The organism is Pseudomonas sp. MWU12-2319, assembly GCF_023242525.1.
Taxonomy (GTDB): domain Bacteria; phylum Pseudomonadota; class Gammaproteobacteria; order Pseudomonadales; family Pseudomonadaceae; genus Aquipseudomonas; species Aquipseudomonas gingeri_D.
Genome location: NZ_JALJES010000013.1, coordinates 1 through 15,287 on the forward strand (window position 1 = coordinate 1; position 15,287 = coordinate 15,287).

The window sequence follows — 15,287 nt, forward strand, 5'->3', positions numbered from 1 at the left end:
AGGCCAGGTGATCGCCCCGGCCAAGGACATCACCCAGATGCAGCACGTGATCTTCAACGCCTACACCAACGCCACGCTGACGGCACTGTTCCTGTTCGTGGTCTTCAGCATCCTGTTCTATGCCATCAAGGTCGGTGTCGCGGCCTGGGGCAGCAAGGAGCGTACGGATAAGGAGTCGCCCTTCCAGCCTATTCCGCAGGCTTGATCGAGGATTGCCGACGTAGATGGAAAAAGGCTCCGTATCGAAAGATACGGAGCCTTTTTCATTGATCCGCAGCCAGCACAATACCACCGGGCACATTGGCAAAGCCGCCCTCCCGCGTGGTGTTGACCACGCGCTCCAGCAGATAGCGCGCCGGGGGTTTGCCGACCGCCTTGCGGAACATGGTGACAAACCCGCTGGAACTTTCGTAGCCCAGGTCCAGGGCAACCGCCTGCACACTGTCACCCCGGGTCAGGCGTCGCAGTGACAGGATGATATGCAACTGCCGGCGCCAGCGACCGAAACTCACGCCGGTTTCCTGCAACAACAGCCGGCTCATGCTCCGCTCGCTCATGCCGATACGCGTAGCCCATTCGCTCATCGGCACCTTGGCCGAAGGCTCGTCCAGCAGCCGCTGCGCCAGTTGCCGTAGCCGCCGGTCTCGCGGCATGGGCAAGTGCAGGTCTTCCACCGGAGCCTCGCATAACTCGTCGAGCAACGTCGCGACCAGACGGGCATCGCGCCCCTGCTCGTCATACAGATGTGGCAGGCTCACCGCCCGCAGGATCAGTTCCCGCAATAGCGGCGAGACCGCAAGGGTGCAACAGAATCGAGGTAGATTGGCGACGGCCTCAGGCTCGATAAACAGGCAGTAGCACTCCGTTTCGCCAGAACTGCGAGCCACATGCAGCATGCTGCCCGGGATCCACACCGCACATTGCGGCGGCACGATCCAGACCCCGTCCTCGACCTCGCAATTGAGGATGCCGCGTACCGAATACAGCAGTTGTGCCTTGCGGTGCTGGTGCTTGGCATGCTCCCAATCTTCGGAGACCAGGGAAGCATTCAGGGCATAAACGGGACGGGGAATGTTATCGACATCCCGTGAGCCCGCCAGATCGTCGGATGAACGTTGCATCAAGGAAATTGAACCTCGGGTCTGAAGGAACATTTGGCCGTTTTGAAAAATAGTGTGACCATATTGTGCAATGACGTCCAGTCGAGGGCTGAGTATCGTGTGGGTGATCCTATTGAGTACCCAGGAGTACGGACATGCGGGTCGATGCCACACAGTTCCCGCGGGTCTGGATACACACGGGCCGATCCACCTTGACCTAGGTAACCCCCATGCACCTCGTTGCCATCAGCACCGTTGAAATCCACGCAAGAGACAGTTGTTCAACAGCCCTGCAGGCTCGACTGAACGCATTGGTTGAAACCTTGCAGAACCTCTCCGGTTGCACCTCGTACAGCCTGACGCGCTGCTCTTCGCGCCATGACGTCTGGATCATGACCGGCTACTGGAACGCGTCGGCGACCATGGAAGCGCATTTCAGCCTGCCTTGCCTGGCGGACCTGTTCGCCCTGACGCTGGAGCGACTCGCCGATACCCTCAAGTTCGGGACCTTTATGCTTGGCGCTCCCGACGCAGGGGAAAACAACGCCAGCAAGTCGGGGCAAGCTGCTTCAAAAACCCAAAACCGCTCAGTTTTCGTGGACTGAGCGGTCTTGGGGCTGCCTCACGACAACTCGTTCAGGACTCTACCTCCCGCTCACGGGCACAGCCCTTGTGCAATTCGGCCGCCAGCTTCTCTTCGTCCAGCGCCCCTTCCCACTTGGCGATAAACAGCGTCGCCACACCGTTGCCGATCACATTGATCAACGCCCCGCCCTCGGAAATAAACCGGTAGACCCCCAGTACCAGCACCAACCCCGCCGCCGGGATGACATCCAGGCTGCCAAGGGTCGCCGCCAGGGTGATAAACGCCCCGCCGGTGATACTGGCCGCCCCCTTGGAGGTCAGCAGCAGAATGAACAGCAAGGTCACCTGGTGCCAGAGGTCGAGGTGGATATCCAGCGCCTGGGCGATGAAAATCGCCAGCACCGTCATGTTGATACAGCTGCCATCGAGGTTGAAGCAGTAACCCGAAGGCACCACCAGGCCCACCACCGATTTCTCGCAGCCGAGGCGCTCCAGCTTGCCCATCAAACGCGGCAAGGCCGACTCCGAAGACGAGGTGCCCAGCACCAGGAACAGCTCGTCGCGAATGTACTTGAGGAACTGCCACAGGCTGAAGCCCGCCAATCGCGCCACCAGATTGAGCACCACCAGGACAAAAAACAGCGCCGTCACGTAGTAGCAGATCAGCAAGTTGCCATACGCCCCAAGGGAGCCCACGCCGTACTTGCCGACCGTAAAGGCCATGCCGCCGAAGGCCCCCAACGGCGAGACGTACATGACGATCCGGACCATGCGGAAAAACGCCTGGGCCACCATGTCGATCAGGTTCAGCAGCGGCTTGCCGGCGGCGCCGAGCATCTGCAAGGCAAAGGCAAACAGGATGGAAATGAACAGCACCTGGAGGATATCGCCCTCGGCGAAGGCGCCGAACACGGTACCGGGCACGATATGGGTGAGAAACCCCACCACGCTCTGTTCATGGGCCAGCTTGCTGTAGCCGTCGATGGCATGGGCATCCAGGCTCGCCGGGTTGATATGCATGCCGGCGCCGGGCTGCATCAGGTTGACCCCGATCAATCCCACCACCAGCGCCAGGGTGGTCAGCACCTCGAAGTACAGCAACGACTTGAAGCCGACCCGGCCGATGCGCTTGAGGCTCTGCATGCTGGCAATGCCGCTGACCACGGTGCAGAAGATAATCGGCGCAATCAGCATCTTGATCAGCTTGATGAAGGTGTCGCCCAGCGGCTTCATTTCTTCGCCGAGGCTGGGGTAGAAATGCCCGAAGACAATGCCCAGCACGATCGCCAGCAGCACCTGTACATACAGATGGCGAAACACCCCGCGCAGCCTTGAAGGGCGCGGTTTTCCTATTGTTATTGTTGTCATGGGTCGACCTTCTTGTTAGGGGGTGAAGCCGTTACGAGACGAGGTTGATCAGGTTCCCCGAGTAGTAGCCGTGCAGGTTGCCTAGGATGCCGTCGGCCAGGCGTTGCAGACTGCTCTGGCTGGCCCAGGCCACATGGGGCGTGACGATCAGGTTGGCATGGCGCTGGGTGAGCAAGAGGTGGTCAGCCGTTGGCGGCTCCTGGCCCAGCACATCGAGGGCCGCGCCGCCGAGGCGGCCGCTGTCCAAGGCGGCGAGCACCGCCGCCTCATCCACCAACGGCCCGCGGGCGGTATTGATCAGCACGGCGCCGGGTTTCATCCGCGCCAGTTCCGCGGCACCGATCAGATGGCGGGTGTGCTCGGTCAGCGGGCAGTGCAGCGAGATCACATCGCTTTGCGCCAGCACCGTTTCAAAGGCCTGGTAACCCTTGCGCACCGGGATCGCACCACGGTGTTCGGCATAGAGCAACTGCATGCCCAGGGCACTGGCCAGACGGGCCGTGGCCTGGCCGATGGCGCCTTTGCCGATGATACCCAGCACGCTGCCCTGCACATCGCGGATCGGCGCGCGATGGACGCAGAAGTGCCGCGAATCCGGCCAGTCGCGCACGGCGGCGGCCTGGTAGGCGAACAGCTGCCGGCGCAAGGCGAAGATCGAGGCGATCACCGACTCGGCGACGCTTTGCGCCGAGTAGGCCGGGACATTGCACACCGTTACGGCGAAATCACGGCAGGCCACCAGGTCGATGCAGTCGTAGCCGGTGGCGGCGACGCAGATAAATCTCAGGTTGGGCAGTTGCTCGAGTTCGGTCCGGCCGATGCGGACCTTGTTGGTGATTACGGCATCGGCATCGCGGACAGCCTCCACCACTTGCTCCGGAGTCGTGTCGGAGCGATCCTGCCAGGACGTGATCCAGGCCGGACGTGCCAGGCCCACGGGCAGACTGGCGCTGTCGAGAAACACCACCCTCATGATGCAGGCTCCGGTTGTACCGGCTCGGAAATCTCGATCAGGTTCAGGTCCGGATCACGCACGTACACCGAGCGGATCGGCCCCGTGGCCCCGGTCCGCAACACCGGGCCTTCGATAATCGGCCAGTCGACACGAGCCAGATGGGCAATCACCTGCTCCAGGGGGATCGAGGCGATAAAACACAGGTCCAGCGCCCCCGGCACCGGCAGGTGCGCCTTGGGCTCGAACTCGTGACCGCGCACGTGCAGGTTGATTTTCTGCTGGCCGAAGGCGAACGCCTTGCGCCCGCCAGCGAAGGTCTGCACCTGCATCCCCATGACCCGCACATAGAATTCCTCGGCGGCCACCGGGTCGATGGTGGTCAGCACCAGGTGGTCAAGATGGTCGATCATGGTTGCAACTCCTGGGTTCGGGTCGATGGCACCTGTTTTTCCAGGCTGGCGACATGGGCGGGTATCGGGTGCAGGTCCAGGCGCTTGCCGGCCTTGAGGATCTGGCTGGGAATCTCGTGGCCGACCAGCCCCGGCAACTGCGCGGCTGCGGCCAGCACGCGGTCCAGGTCGACCCCGGTGTCAAACCCCATCAACTGCAGCATGTGCAGCAGGTCTTCGGTGCAGACATTGCCGCTGGCCCCCGGCGCGTAGGGGCAACCGCCGAGGCCGCCAAGGGAGGCGTCGAAACGGTCGACACCGGCCTCGATGGCCGCCAGGGCATTGGCCAGGGCCATGCCACGGGTATTGTGGAAATGCAGGGTCAGCTGCAGCGCCGGAAAACGCTCGCGCACCGCACGAGACAGCGCCTCGACCTGGCTCGGGTAGGCCATGCCGGTGGTGTCGCACAAGGTCACCCCGCGGGCGCCTCGTTCGGCAAAGCGCTCGACCCAGTGCAACACTTCCCCCACCGGCACATCGCCCTGCATCGGGCAACCGAACACCGTCGACAACGACACATTGATCGCCACCGGTGCCTGGCCGATCACACTGAACACTTCGCTGAGCTGGGCAAACGACTGCTCGCGGCTCATGCGCAGGTTGGAACGGTTGTGGGGTTCGCTGACCGACATCACCAGATTGGCTTCATCGATAGTGCACGCCAGGGCCCGCTCGGCGCCGCGCACATTGGGCACCAGCACGGTGTACTCCACCGCCGGATTGCGGCGGATGCCATGCATCACCGCTTCGGCATCCCGCAGCGCGGTAATGGCCTTGGGCGAGGTGAACGAGGTGACCTCGATCTTGGCGAAGCCGCATTGGCTGAGGCTGTCGATCAGGGCGATCTTGTCGGCGGTGTCGATAAATCGCGCTTCGTTCTGGAAGCCGTCACGGGTGGCGACTTCCTGCAGGAAAAGACGTTGCATGGACATTCCTCGGGTTCAAATGATGCCGCGCTGGCGCCAGTCGGCCTGCTGCGCGGGCTCGATGCCAAGCTGGTCGAGAATCTCGCGGGTGTGCTGGCCGAGAGTGGGTGCCGGGCGCGCTACGCGGCCCGGTGTGCTGCCCAGCTTGGGCACGATGCCGGGCAAGGTCACTGGAGTGCCGTCGTCCAACTGGCTGTCGAGCAGCATGTCCCGCGCCCGGTAATGCGGGTCCTGGGCGATATCGGCGGCGTTGTAGATCTTGCCGGCCGGAATCCGTGCCTCGGTCAGGATCGACAGCACTTCGTCGAGGCCCAGCCGCGCGGTCCATTGGGAGATGGCGGCATCGATGCGCTCGACCTGCAACACGCGACCGTCGTTCTGCGCGAGGTCGGGATCACTCGCCAGATCACGGCGGCCAATCACTTCCATCAGGCGTTGATAGATGCTATCGCCATTGCCGGCGATCAGGGCAAAACCGCCGTCGCGACAACGATAGGCATTGGTCGGGGCGATTCCCGGCAAACTGCTGCCGGCGGGTTCACGCACGGTGTTGAACACCGAGTATTCGGGCAGCAGGCTTTCCATCATGTTGAACACTGATTCATACAGCGCCACGTCGATCTGCTGGCCTTCCCCGCCGTTCTGTTCACGGTGACGCAAGGCGAGCAGAATCCCGATCACCCCGTGCAGGGCCGACAGCGAGTCGCCGATAGAAACGCCGACCCTGACCGGCGTGCGCCCGGGCTCGCCGGAGAGATGCCGCAGGCCGCCCATGGCTTCGCCGATCACGCCGAAGCCGGGCCGGTCACGATAGGGTCCGGTCTGACCGTAACCGGAGACGCGCAACATGATGAGTCTGGGGTTCAATGCGTGCAGTGTGTCCCAGCCCAGCCCCCAATTTTCCAGGGTACCCGGACGGAAGTTCTCGATCAGCACATCGGCATCGGCCACCAGTTGGCGCACCACCTGCTGCGCCTCGGCCTGGCGCAAATCCAGGGTCAGCGAGCGTTTGTTGCGTGACTGCGCGGCCCACCAGACGGACGTCCCGTCGTGCAGCAAGCGCCACTTGCGCAGCGGGTCGCCGGTGACTGGCGGCTCGATCTTGATCACATCGGCGCCAAACTCACCGAGCATCTTCGCCGCAAAGGGCCCGGCGATAAGTTGGCCGAGCTCCACGACCTTCACACCTTGCAGAGGTAAATCCATGGCGTTTTCCGTTCTTGTCGAGTACTTGTGACAGGGATAATCGACACAAACCCGGCAGATGAAAATTTCATATTTCGCCACTATCCTTTCCAAACTGGAAAGCCTTGGACTCTTTTGATGATCAATCCCCTGCATTTCGACCTGTTGTCCTTGCGCCTGCTGATCTTCGCCGCCGAGGCCGGCAACCTGACCCGCGCCGCCGACAAGGCCAATATGACGGTCTCGGCGGCCAGCAAGCGCCTGGCCGAGCTGGAGCGCACGACCCAGTGTCCGTTGTTCGTGCGGTTGCCGAGGGGGCTTGAACTGACGGCGGCGGGACAAGGGATGGTCGAGCACGCCAGGACGATTCTTGAAGGGGTCAACCGCATGGCCTCTGATGCCAGTGATTACGCGGTGGGCGTGCGCGGGCATATACGGTTATTCGCCAACACCTCGGCGGTGGTCCAGTTCCTGCCGGGTGACCTGACGCTGTTCCTGCGCGCCAACCCCCACGTGCGCATCGGACTGGAAGAAGCCCTCAGCGAACCGATCATTCAAGCCGTGGAGAACGGACGCGCCGATATCGGTATTTTTGCCGACAACGTGCCGGCCGAGGGGCTCTACACACTGCCCTATCGCAACGATCGCCTGGTGCTGCTGGTGCCTGTCGGCCATGAGCTGGCCAATGCGGGCCGTGTGTCCTTCACGGACACGCTCGGCTTCGATTACGTCGCGCTCAATCAGGGCAGCTCGCTGCTGCGCCGGATCAACGATGCCGCCGTGAGCGCGGGCAAGGTCCTCAAGGTACGCATTCAGGTCAGCAGCTTCGACGGTATCTGCCGCATGATCGAAGCGGGTTTGGGGATCGGGATATTGCCGTTGCAGGCGGTACGGAGCGAACTGCTCGGCACTCGCCTGATAGCCGTCGACCTGAGCGATGACTGGGCCCGGCGCACCTTGTTTGTCGGGGTCAAGGACGCAGCGCAACTGGCCCCGGAGGCGGCCAAGTTGTTTGAATATCTGAGCAGCGCAGAAAGGTAAACCGCCGGTCGTGCTGGAGAAGTAAGCGCGCGCCCACAAAAATGCCACTCAACCGGGTGGCGTTTGTGCTGACGACCGGTGCCAGAACGCAGACGCTGGGCGCTCCCGCCAGAACGGCGGCATTCGCATTGGCCACGGACCTGCTTGCCGGTATTGAGGATTCAGAGAAGGGATAGATCGAATATCCCGGAGTGCCCCTCGGAAGGCAGGTGTCTTTTGTGGTCTATAGTTCCTACCGGATCAGTTGATAATCTCTTTCGCACGGACGCTACAAGGCCCCGTCCTCGAGCCATCACCCCGTCGGATGCCCGCTAGCCTAGAGTGTTGCTACAACGCAGGGAGCACTGCATGTCGATCCAACGGACAAACGGACTGAGATCGGCTCCCGATAGCGCAACGCCCGTCGCCCCACCTTCCGAGAACCGCGACAGCCTCTTTCGGCGCCTTCTGGAGCCGATCAAGGAAGCCTACATCCTGTTCCCGTTACTGGCCGCCTTGCTGGTGCTGGCCATCTGGTCGGCCACCCTCTACCTGATCAAGATCGAACAGACGCGGGCGCAACGCAACGCAGCCACCACCAGCCTGGAGATCAGCGCTACCTACGAAGCGCAGATGTTGCGCGCCGTTCGTGAAATTGACCAAACCCTCAAGCTGATCAAATACACCTATGAGACCGAGGGTGAGCGTAATCCCCTGCCCAAGCTCAAGGAGCGGGCCTTGTTGCCGCCGGCCCTGTTGTTTGACGTCAGTGTGGTCACCCCGGACGGTGAACCCGTGGCGAGTACTCGCGCCAACGAGGCGGGAAATATCACCGAACCGGACGAACAACAGACGCTGCGGCACAACGATACGCTGTTGATCAGTCGCCCCTGGAAAAATCCGCTGACGGGGGAATGGCGATTGCGCTTCAGCCGTCGGCTCAATGCAGCGAACGGCGCGTTCTCGGGTATTGCCCGGGTCGAAGTCGATGCGGCTTATTTCGTCAGCAGTTATGACGACTCGAAACTCGGCGAGCGGGGCGTACTCGGACTCCTGGGCACCGATGGCATCTTCCGGGTACGACGCAGCGGAGAGTCGGTGCTGGCCGGCGATGCCGTCGACTACGCGACACTGGCGCCCAATACCGAAGACACCCAGGCGCGGCTCTCGACCAATGCCTGGGATGGCGTGCAACGCTACACCAGTGTCCGCCAGCTGTATGACTTTCCCCTGGCGGTGATTGTCGGGTTATCCGCCGAAGAACGCCTGGCCGCCGTGACCCGGCAAGCGCAGACCTACCTGTGGCGAGCCGCCGCCGGCAGTCTGCTGCTGGTGCTTCTGGCCGGCCTGCTGAGCCGCATGAACTGGCAGCTGGCGCAAAGTCGCTTGCGCGCCGCCGAAGACAAGGTGGCCTATGCCGAGCGCGTCGAGTACCTCGCCTACCACGACGGTCTCACGGCGCTGCCCAATCGCAGCCTGTTCAGCAAACTGTTGAGCCAGAACATCAGTGAGGCGCGCCGTGATCATCGGCAACTGGCGGTGCTGTTCCTCGACCTCGACCGCTTCAAACACATCAACGATACGCTGGGCCACCATGCCGGCGACCAACTGCTGCAGGAAGTCGCGGGCCGCCTCACGGCCTGCCTGCGCGCCAGCGATACCGTCGCCCGCCTGGGTGGCGACGAATTCGTGGTCCTGCTGCCGGAGCTGTCCGAGGCCAAGTATGTGGCGGACACCGCGCAGAAAATCCTCTCGGCCATCGCCAAGCCTTTCAAGCTTCAAGGGCAAGAGTTCCGGGTAACCGCCAGCATCGGCATCAGCCTCTATGCGCAAGATGGCCTGGACGAGCAGACGCTGACCAAACATGCCGATATCGCCATGTATCAGGCCAAGCAACAGGGTAAAAACAACTTCCAGTTCTACTCCGAGAAACTCAACGCCGAGTCGCTGGAACGCTTGACCCTGGAACTCGGCTTGCGCCATGCATTGGAACGTAACGAGTTCCGGCTTCACTATCAGGCCAAACGCGATATCCGTAGCGGCCGGATTACCGGCATGGAAGCGCTGTTGCGCTGGGAACACCCGGACCTGGGGCTGATAGCCCCCATGCAATTTATCCCCGTCGCCGAGGAAACCGGTTTGATCGTGCCCATCGGCAAGTGGGTGCTGAGAACGGCCTGCCTGCAAAACATCGCCTGGCAACGGCAGGGGCTGCCGCATCTGGGGGTCGCCGTGAACCTGACGGCCCGGCAGTTTGTCGATGACAATCTACTCACCGACCTCGCCACGATACTGACAGAGACCGGCATGGAGCCCGGCCTGCTGGAGCTGGAGATCGCCGAGAGCCTGCTCATGCAGGATGTCAAAAGAGCGCTGCAGGTGTTGAACGGTCTGAAAAAACTGAAGATCCGAATCGCCATCGATGATTTCGGGATTGGCTACTCTTCGCTCTCGGCACTCAAGCAGTTTCCACTCGACTCGATCAAGATCGATCGCTCGTTTATCCGTGACGTCACCAGCGTGGCGGAAGACAAGGCCCTGACCGAGGCCATTATCGCAATGGGTCGAACCCTCAGCCTGACCGTGGTGGCCCAAGGCGTGGAAACCCGCGAACAGGCCGATTTCCTGCGGGACAACGCCTGCGACGAGTTCCAGGGTTTCTACTTCAACAAGCCGGTGCCCGCCGATCAGTTCGGGGTCTTGCTCCAGGTCCAGGCGGCCAACAAGGCGCCCGGCAGGTAAGCACTCATTGCGGGTCGGGAGGGAGGGCCCTGACGCTGGCATCCACGTCATGGGCCTCGATATAGCCGATGCTGTCGGGATTCCCGGCAATCCGTTTCTTCACTTCCGCGCCATTGGCTACCGCTTCCGGCGGCTGGCCCCTGCCGGTAAAAATGATTTTCGACCAGTGCGCCTTGAGCTGCGCGGCCGACTTGCCGGTGAAGCTGGTGTAGAACTCATCACGGGTTGCGGAGCCTTCCGTCTGGTCGATCGGAGTGACCGGCTTGCCGCTGGGGAAACGATTGGTCTTGCCCAGGAAGATGTCCGCCACCTGGTTGCGTGTCAACGCCTGCACCGGGCTGGCAGCGGCGACAACCACCACCACCTCGGCCATGGCAAGCGTGCTGCCCAGGCACAGGGCGAACCCTGCCAGCGTGCAACCGGCACGTTTGAGACACCGCAGGATCGGCGCCATCAGAAGACAAAATCGACAGCAAGGCTGAGCAGATTGAACGAGCCTCCCGGCTCATAGCCCGGCTGGAGATTGACCAACGGACCACTGGCGTTACTGTCTAAACGCGTGTGATCGTACTGCAGTTTGGCGTCCATATTCTTCGTGAAGTCCCAGCGCATGCCGACGGACAGGGTCTGCTGGCCGCTGCCCGATGCCAGTTGGGTGTTGAGTGCGCCGTTAAGGTCAGCCGCGACGCTCGCGAGGTCTGGCGATAAACCCGATGTCGTCAGACCCGCGCTGGACGTTTCGCTGACCGTCTTGGAGCGGGCGTAGGTGACATAGGGTGTGAAGGTGTCAATTCTATAGCCACTGCTGACATACCAGGCGTTTATCGTCCCTATTGCCGAATGGCTGTCGATATGCCCCCATTCGCCCATGACGAACCACTTGCCTGGATCATAGATGGCCCCCACGCCGATAAACTCAAAGGGCTTGCCCTTGACATCATAACGGTCGGCTATCGCATTGCCTTGCGCACCGAAGTCCCTGAAACCGTCGAACAGTGGATTGAACGACTCCACGGTCACGTGGGTTTTCTGGTAGGTGACGCGGGTGGTCAAGTCCCCATATTCAGTCAAATTGGAAATGCCCCACGCGTCCCTGCTCAAGGTCCTGCCGGTGTTGGCGGGCATCCGGAAATCGCCCTGGCCGACATTGCCCTGCACGGTATTGGTCAGGTCGCCGAAGTGCAGCCGGTAACTGAGGTCAAGGCCATCGGTGCTGGTGACCGGTATCAGGCTATAGACCTCTCCCGGCGGGCGTACCCATGGCAGGGTGTAACCCACTTTGCGGCTGTCGGAGAGCAGGAAAGCCGGCTGCACCGTGCGACCGGCGCGCAGGCTGAAATCGGGCGTGAACTGGTATTTGAAGTTCGCCCATTCGAGGGTGGGACGGTAGCTGTTGTCGTAATTCTGCTCCGAGATGACCTGCACCACGGCCGAGAGCTGCCGGGTAAAGTTGGCCGTTACCTGGGCACCGATCAGGCTGTCGACATCCGCATCCCAGCTACGGGTGTGACCGGCACCGTTGGGCTTGTAGATGCTGGAGGTGAAGTCGGCGTTTTTTTCGCTGGAGTGAACAATACCCGCAGTGCCGAAACTGCTCAGGGAAAACGTGGGCATCGTGGCGTCGTCGGCCTTCACGGTGGCGGTATATAACGTCATCACGGCCAAGGCCAGCGTATTGAGTGCGAGCCTCATGGGTTCAATGCAACCACAACAGGGGATGCGAATACATCCGGGCACGCTTTCGCTCGGGAACACGCTTGGCGATTGACTGATGAAGTGTCGAGGAGGACTGCGGCCATTCGTTCTATTCCTTGTAACGTTGGCTCAATAAAACCCAGCGATGCCACGAGCAAAATTGTAGACGACAAAACCCCATACGCCCGGGTTATGCAGCCGCTGCCGGGCTCGAAACCTGGCTGGGCAGTTCCAGGGTGAAGATTGCCCCTTGTCCCGGCCCGTCGCTGTGGACCTTCAATGCCCCGCCCATCTCCATGGCCGCCAGGATGCAGCTGTGCAATCCGAAACCATGGCCGTCTTTGCGCGTGGTGAATCCGTGGGCAAAAATCCGCGTCAGATTCTCCTCGGCAATCCCCTCGCCATTGTCGATCACCTTGATGACCAGGGTCTGCTCCGGCAGCATCTCGGTATGCAGGGTAATCAGCGGAGGTCGATCGGCTGGATTGTCCATCGCGCCGCCGGCATTTTTTATCAGATTGACCAGGATCATCAGCAAGCGGTGCTTGTCCAGTTGCAAACAGGGCGTTTCGGCAAACTCTTTCACCACGGTGACCTGGCGGGCAGCGAGGAAACTGGCATTCATGCGCAGCGCATCCTCGATCAACTGCGGTACCTGTACGGCCTCGGCAAGACTGGATGCCCCTGAATAAGACTGCTGGGCCGCGACGATTTCCTTGATGTGATCGATGCTCTGGGTCAATTGATCGAGCTCGTCGGTCATGCTCTTTTGTTCGAGCGCCAAAGCGTCCACCAACTGGTTCAGATAGCCCGGAAGCAGCTTGCCTTTCTCGTCCTGGGAGATGAAGTGACCCAGATCCTCGACATGCTCGTTCATCAACTGCACCGCTTTGCTCAGCCCCTGGGCTTTGCTGGTGCGCAACTTGCGGGTAACCACTTCGGCGGAGACATTCACGCTATTGAGCACATTGCCCACGTTGTGCAGGACATTGGTGGCGATTTCCGCCATGCCGGCCTGACGTGCAATGGCGACCAGCTGGGCCTGGGCTTCGGCCGTGCGCAAGCGGCTTTGCGCGAGCTGCCAGCTCATCCGGCTCAGCAGGCCGACCAGCAACACCAGCAGCAGGCTGCCGCCCGCGGCCCGCCACAAATAGGTATGCGCCTGACCGGTCACCGTGGCCAGTTGTTCTTCTTCAGACAGCCCGACGATCACTGCCAGGGGTAGGTCATAGAGCTGACGGGCGCTGGTGTAGCGGCGCACGCCGTCCCAGGTATTGGTCGCCAACAGCGCTTGGGTGTCATCGGTGTCCGGGACCAACGCCGCATAATCCACCGCATCGCCGGCCAGCACCGCATCGCCGCTTCGGCGTACCCGAAAAATGCCATCGGTACCCAACAAACCAAGGACGCCATGGTCGCCGAGTTTCGAGGCGTCATAGCTGCTGACGAAATAGGCCGCATCGACCTCGACCCGGGCGATGCCCGAAAACCCACCGTCCGGCGCATTCAGCCGGCGGCTGAAACGCAGCCGCCATTCTCCCGTCTGCGGTTTTTTCCAGGCATGACTGATCAACAGTGTGTCGTCGTGCTGCAGTGCCTGTTGCTCATCCCGGTCCGAAATGGCTTCCGTATCGTTGGCCCGCGTACTCGCCACCAGCCCGCCGTCCGGGTTGACCACACTGACGTCAAACAACAGGGGCGGCGGCAATAACGCCCGCTCCTTGAGCCTGGGCAGTGGATTACGCTGGCCTTCGGCCTCATAGGTGTATTTGACCAGCTTGAGGGTTTGATCGATTTCGTGGACGGCACGCAACATCTGGGCCTCGTAGGTGGCGCCGATCTCCAGGCTGGCCGTGGTTGCCCCGCGTTGCGCCCGTACCAGTTCACTGTTGATGAGGTACAGCGTTGCCGTCCAGATAACCAGCAAAAGGACAGCGGCCAGCAGCGGAAACAGGATGTAGGCTTCCTTGACCTGATCGAGCCCACGCTGGAAAAAACTGCGGGTGGTCCTGGCAATGGCGGCCGCAGACCTGGCAATAGTGGGAGCCGACCTCAGTCCGTCTGGTCGTTGGATCGACATGCTGTGCTCCCTGCGTTGTACCAACACTTCTAGGCTAGAGGGCATCCGCCGGGGTTATGGCCCAAGGAGCGGGCTGGAGCTCCTTGTAGCGTCCGTGCGAAAGAGATTATCAACTGATCCGATAAGGACTATAGATCACAAACCGGGTAAGCGAACCCGCCGATCAAGCGCAAAACTCATTACACCACCTCACTAATGATGTTCTTTGCCCCACCTTTATCCGCGTTCAACAACCTAATAAATTGCTCCCACTGCCTGCCATCATGCCGATGGGCAGGTCACTGGAGACTTGTCATGCCTTTTGTCAGCGTGCGCATAACCCGCGATGGCGTTACCTCGGAGCAGAAAGCCCAGGTGATTGCCGAAATCACTGAAACCCTGCAACGGGTGCTCAACAAGCGCCCGGACCTGACCCACATCGTGATCGAGGAAGTCGACACGGATAACTGGGGTTACGCCGGCATCAGCACCACCCAATACCGCCGCCAACTGGCGCAGAACCCGTCATGAACGCGCAGGTCAAGCTCGACTTCATCTCCGATGTGGTCTGCCCCTGGTGCGCCCTGGGCGTGACGGCCCTGGAACAGGCCATCGCCAACCTGGCCGATGAAGTCTCGGTCGAGTTGACCTTCAAACCCTTCGAACTGAACCCGGATATGCCGGCCGAAGGCGAGCACGCGGTGCGGCACATGATGCGCAAATACGGCCGCAGCGCCGAGGAAGTCGCCGCAGGCAAGCAGATGTTGATGACCCGGGGCAAGGCCATCGGTTTTCAGTTCGACCTGGAAAAACGCAGCCATTTCTACAACACCTTCGATGCCCACCGCCTGTTGCTCTGGGCCTTGCAGGAAGGTCGGCAGCTCGAACTGAAGCGAGCCTTGCTGCGCGCCTATTTCAGCGACGGGCAGAACCCGAGCGACCGGGAAACCCTGGTGCGTCTGGCAACCGAAGCGGGACTGCAGGCGGCGCCTGCCCGTGAAGTGCTGACCAGCGGCGCGTTCGCCGACGAAGTCCGTGAACTCGAGGCTTTCTACCGCGCACGCGGCATCAACTCGGTGCCGGCCATGATCCTCAACGGCCGTCATCTGGTGTCCGGCTCGCAGTCGGTCGAGTACTACGAACAGATGCTGCGGGAAATCGCCTCCGCCGCTGCTTGATTGATCACGCCCTACCCCCTTACTT

General features: G+C 61.5%; 14 protein-coding genes and 1 pseudogene. 6 read left to right on the forward strand and 9 right to left on the reverse strand.

What is annotated here, in order from left to right; genetic code table 11:
- Positions 1–205, forward strand: a pseudogene (locus M5C01_RS20670) (carbon starvation protein A); the annotation flags it as partial.
- 58 nt (positions 206–263) lie between these two features.
- Here M5C01_RS20670 and M5C01_RS20675 read toward each other — a convergent pair.
- Positions 264–1,121, reverse strand: coding sequence for a helix-turn-helix transcriptional regulator (locus tag M5C01_RS20675; protein WP_152740883.1), 858 nt, complete (start codon positions 1,119–1,121; stop codon positions 264–266).
- Positions 1,122–1,330: 209 nt separating this feature from the next.
- On the opposite strand from M5C01_RS20675, the gene M5C01_RS20680 reads away from it, so the two are divergent.
- Positions 1,331–1,705: an antibiotic biosynthesis monooxygenase gene (locus M5C01_RS20680; protein ID WP_152740882.1), complete on the forward strand. Its 375-nt coding sequence runs from the start codon at positions 1,331–1,333 to the stop codon at positions 1,703–1,705.
- 31 nt (positions 1,706–1,736) lie between these two features.
- Here the strand turns inward: M5C01_RS20680 and M5C01_RS20685 are convergent, their stop codons facing one another.
- Genes M5C01_RS20685 through M5C01_RS20705 form a run of 5 tightly spaced genes read right to left on the reverse strand, consistent with a single transcriptional unit; the run spans position 1,737 to position 6,589 of the window.
- Positions 1,737–3,053 carry a dicarboxylate/amino acid:cation symporter gene (locus M5C01_RS20685; RefSeq protein WP_152740881.1) on the reverse strand — a complete coding sequence of 439 codons (1,317 nt, stop codon included), beginning with the start codon at positions 3,051–3,053 and terminating at the stop codon, positions 1,737–1,739.
- 31 nt (positions 3,054–3,084) lie between these two features.
- Positions 3,085–4,026 carry a D-2-hydroxyacid dehydrogenase gene (locus M5C01_RS20690; RefSeq protein WP_152740880.1) on the reverse strand — a complete coding sequence of 314 codons (942 nt, stop codon included), beginning with the start codon at positions 4,024–4,026 and terminating at the stop codon, positions 3,085–3,087.
- Positions 4,023–4,418 (reverse strand): VOC family protein, encoded by a 396-nt coding sequence (locus M5C01_RS20695; protein ID WP_152740879.1) that lies wholly within the window; start codon positions 4,416–4,418, stop codon positions 4,023–4,025. The genes M5C01_RS20690 and M5C01_RS20695 overlap by 4 nt, the downstream gene beginning before the upstream one ends.
- Complete coding sequence (locus M5C01_RS20700) at positions 4,415–5,383, reverse strand: hydroxymethylglutaryl-CoA lyase (RefSeq protein ID WP_152740878.1); 969 nt, start codon at positions 5,381–5,383, stop codon at positions 4,415–4,417. Before M5C01_RS20700 ends, M5C01_RS20695 begins: the two co-directional genes overlap by 4 nt.
- A 15-nt stretch (positions 5,384–5,398) precedes the next feature.
- Positions 5,399–6,589 (reverse strand): CoA transferase, encoded by a 1,191-nt coding sequence (locus M5C01_RS20705; protein WP_152740877.1) that lies wholly within the window; start codon positions 6,587–6,589, stop codon positions 5,399–5,401.
- 117 nt (positions 6,590–6,706) lie between these two features.
- On the opposite strand from M5C01_RS20705, the gene M5C01_RS20710 reads away from it, so the two are divergent.
- Both M5C01_RS20710 and M5C01_RS20715 read left to right on the forward strand, forming a co-directional pair.
- A complete protein-coding gene (locus tag M5C01_RS20710) occupies positions 6,707–7,609 on the forward strand; it encodes a LysR family transcriptional regulator (protein WP_152740876.1) in 903 nt (300 codons plus the stop codon).
- A gap of 348 nt (positions 7,610–7,957) precedes the next feature.
- Positions 7,958–10,330 (forward strand): EAL domain-containing protein, encoded by a 2,373-nt coding sequence (locus tag M5C01_RS20715; protein ID WP_152740875.1) that lies wholly within the window; start codon positions 7,958–7,960, stop codon positions 10,328–10,330.
- Between the two features lie 4 nt (positions 10,331–10,334).
- On the opposite strand, the gene M5C01_RS20720 is transcribed toward M5C01_RS20715, so the two are convergent.
- The 3 genes from M5C01_RS20720 to M5C01_RS20730 form a co-directional block, all read right to left on the reverse strand.
- A complete protein-coding gene (locus M5C01_RS20720) occupies positions 10,335–10,784 on the reverse strand; it encodes a substrate-binding domain-containing protein (protein ID WP_152740874.1) in 450 nt (149 codons plus the stop codon).
- Positions 10,784–12,022 carry a porin gene (locus M5C01_RS20725; RefSeq protein WP_152740873.1) on the reverse strand — a complete coding sequence of 413 codons (1,239 nt, stop codon included), beginning with the start codon at positions 12,020–12,022 and terminating at the stop codon, positions 10,784–10,786. Before M5C01_RS20725 ends, M5C01_RS20720 begins: the two co-directional genes overlap by 1 nt.
- A gap of 193 nt (positions 12,023–12,215) precedes the next feature.
- Entirely contained in the window at positions 12,216–14,105 is a 1,890-nt protein-coding gene (locus M5C01_RS20730; protein WP_152740872.1) for an ATP-binding protein, read from the reverse strand.
- Between the two features lie 294 nt (positions 14,106–14,399).
- Here M5C01_RS20730 and M5C01_RS20735 point away from each other — a divergent pair, with 294 nt between their 5' ends.
- Positions 14,400–14,615 (forward strand): 4-oxalocrotonate tautomerase family protein, encoded by a 216-nt coding sequence (locus tag M5C01_RS20735; protein ID WP_152740871.1) that lies wholly within the window; start codon positions 14,400–14,402, stop codon positions 14,613–14,615.
- Entirely contained in the window at positions 14,612–15,262 is a 651-nt protein-coding gene (locus M5C01_RS20740; RefSeq protein ID WP_152740870.1) for a DsbA family oxidoreductase, read from the forward strand. The genes M5C01_RS20735 and M5C01_RS20740 overlap by 4 nt, the downstream gene beginning before the upstream one ends.
- The last annotated feature ends 25 nt before the right edge of the window (positions 15,263–15,287 follow it).

Coding starts and splice junctions, on each gene's coding strand:
- M5C01_RS20725 (WP_152740873.1), bottom strand. CDS start 12,022: ATGAGGCTCGCACTCAATACGCTGGCCTTGGCCGTGATGACGTTATAT.
- M5C01_RS20705 (WP_152740877.1), bottom strand. CDS start 6,589: ATGGATTTACCTCTGCAAGGTGTGAAGGTCGTGGAGCTCGGCCAACTT.
- M5C01_RS20690 (WP_152740880.1), bottom strand. CDS start 4,026: ATGAGGGTGGTGTTTCTCGACAGCGCCAGTCTGCCCGTGGGCCTGGCA.
- M5C01_RS20740 (WP_152740870.1), top strand. CDS start 14,612: ATGAACGCGCAGGTCAAGCTCGACTTCATCTCCGATGTGGTCTGCCCC.
- M5C01_RS20680 (WP_152740882.1), top strand. CDS start 1,331: ATGCACCTCGTTGCCATCAGCACCGTTGAAATCCACGCAAGAGACAGT.
- M5C01_RS20735 (WP_152740871.1), top strand. CDS start 14,400: ATGCCTTTTGTCAGCGTGCGCATAACCCGCGATGGCGTTACCTCGGAG.
- M5C01_RS20700 (WP_152740878.1), bottom strand. CDS start 5,383: ATGCAACGTCTTTTCCTGCAGGAAGTCGCCACCCGTGACGGCTTCCAG.
- M5C01_RS20715 (WP_152740875.1), top strand. CDS start 7,958: ATGTCGATCCAACGGACAAACGGACTGAGATCGGCTCCCGATAGCGCA.
- M5C01_RS20675 (WP_152740883.1), bottom strand. CDS start 1,121: ATGCAACGTTCATCCGACGATCTGGCGGGCTCACGGGATGTCGATAAC.
- M5C01_RS20695 (WP_152740879.1), bottom strand. CDS start 4,418: ATGATCGACCATCTTGACCACCTGGTGCTGACCACCATCGACCCGGTG.
- M5C01_RS20720 (WP_152740874.1), bottom strand. CDS start 10,784: ATGGCGCCGATCCTGCGGTGTCTCAAACGTGCCGGTTGCACGCTGGCA.
- M5C01_RS20710 (WP_152740876.1), top strand. CDS start 6,707: ATGATCAATCCCCTGCATTTCGACCTGTTGTCCTTGCGCCTGCTGATC.
- M5C01_RS20685 (WP_152740881.1), bottom strand. CDS start 3,053: ATGACAACAATAACAATAGGAAAACCGCGCCCTTCAAGGCTGCGCGGG.
- M5C01_RS20730 (WP_152740872.1), bottom strand. CDS start 14,105: ATGTCGATCCAACGACCAGACGGACTGAGGTCGGCTCCCACTATTGCC.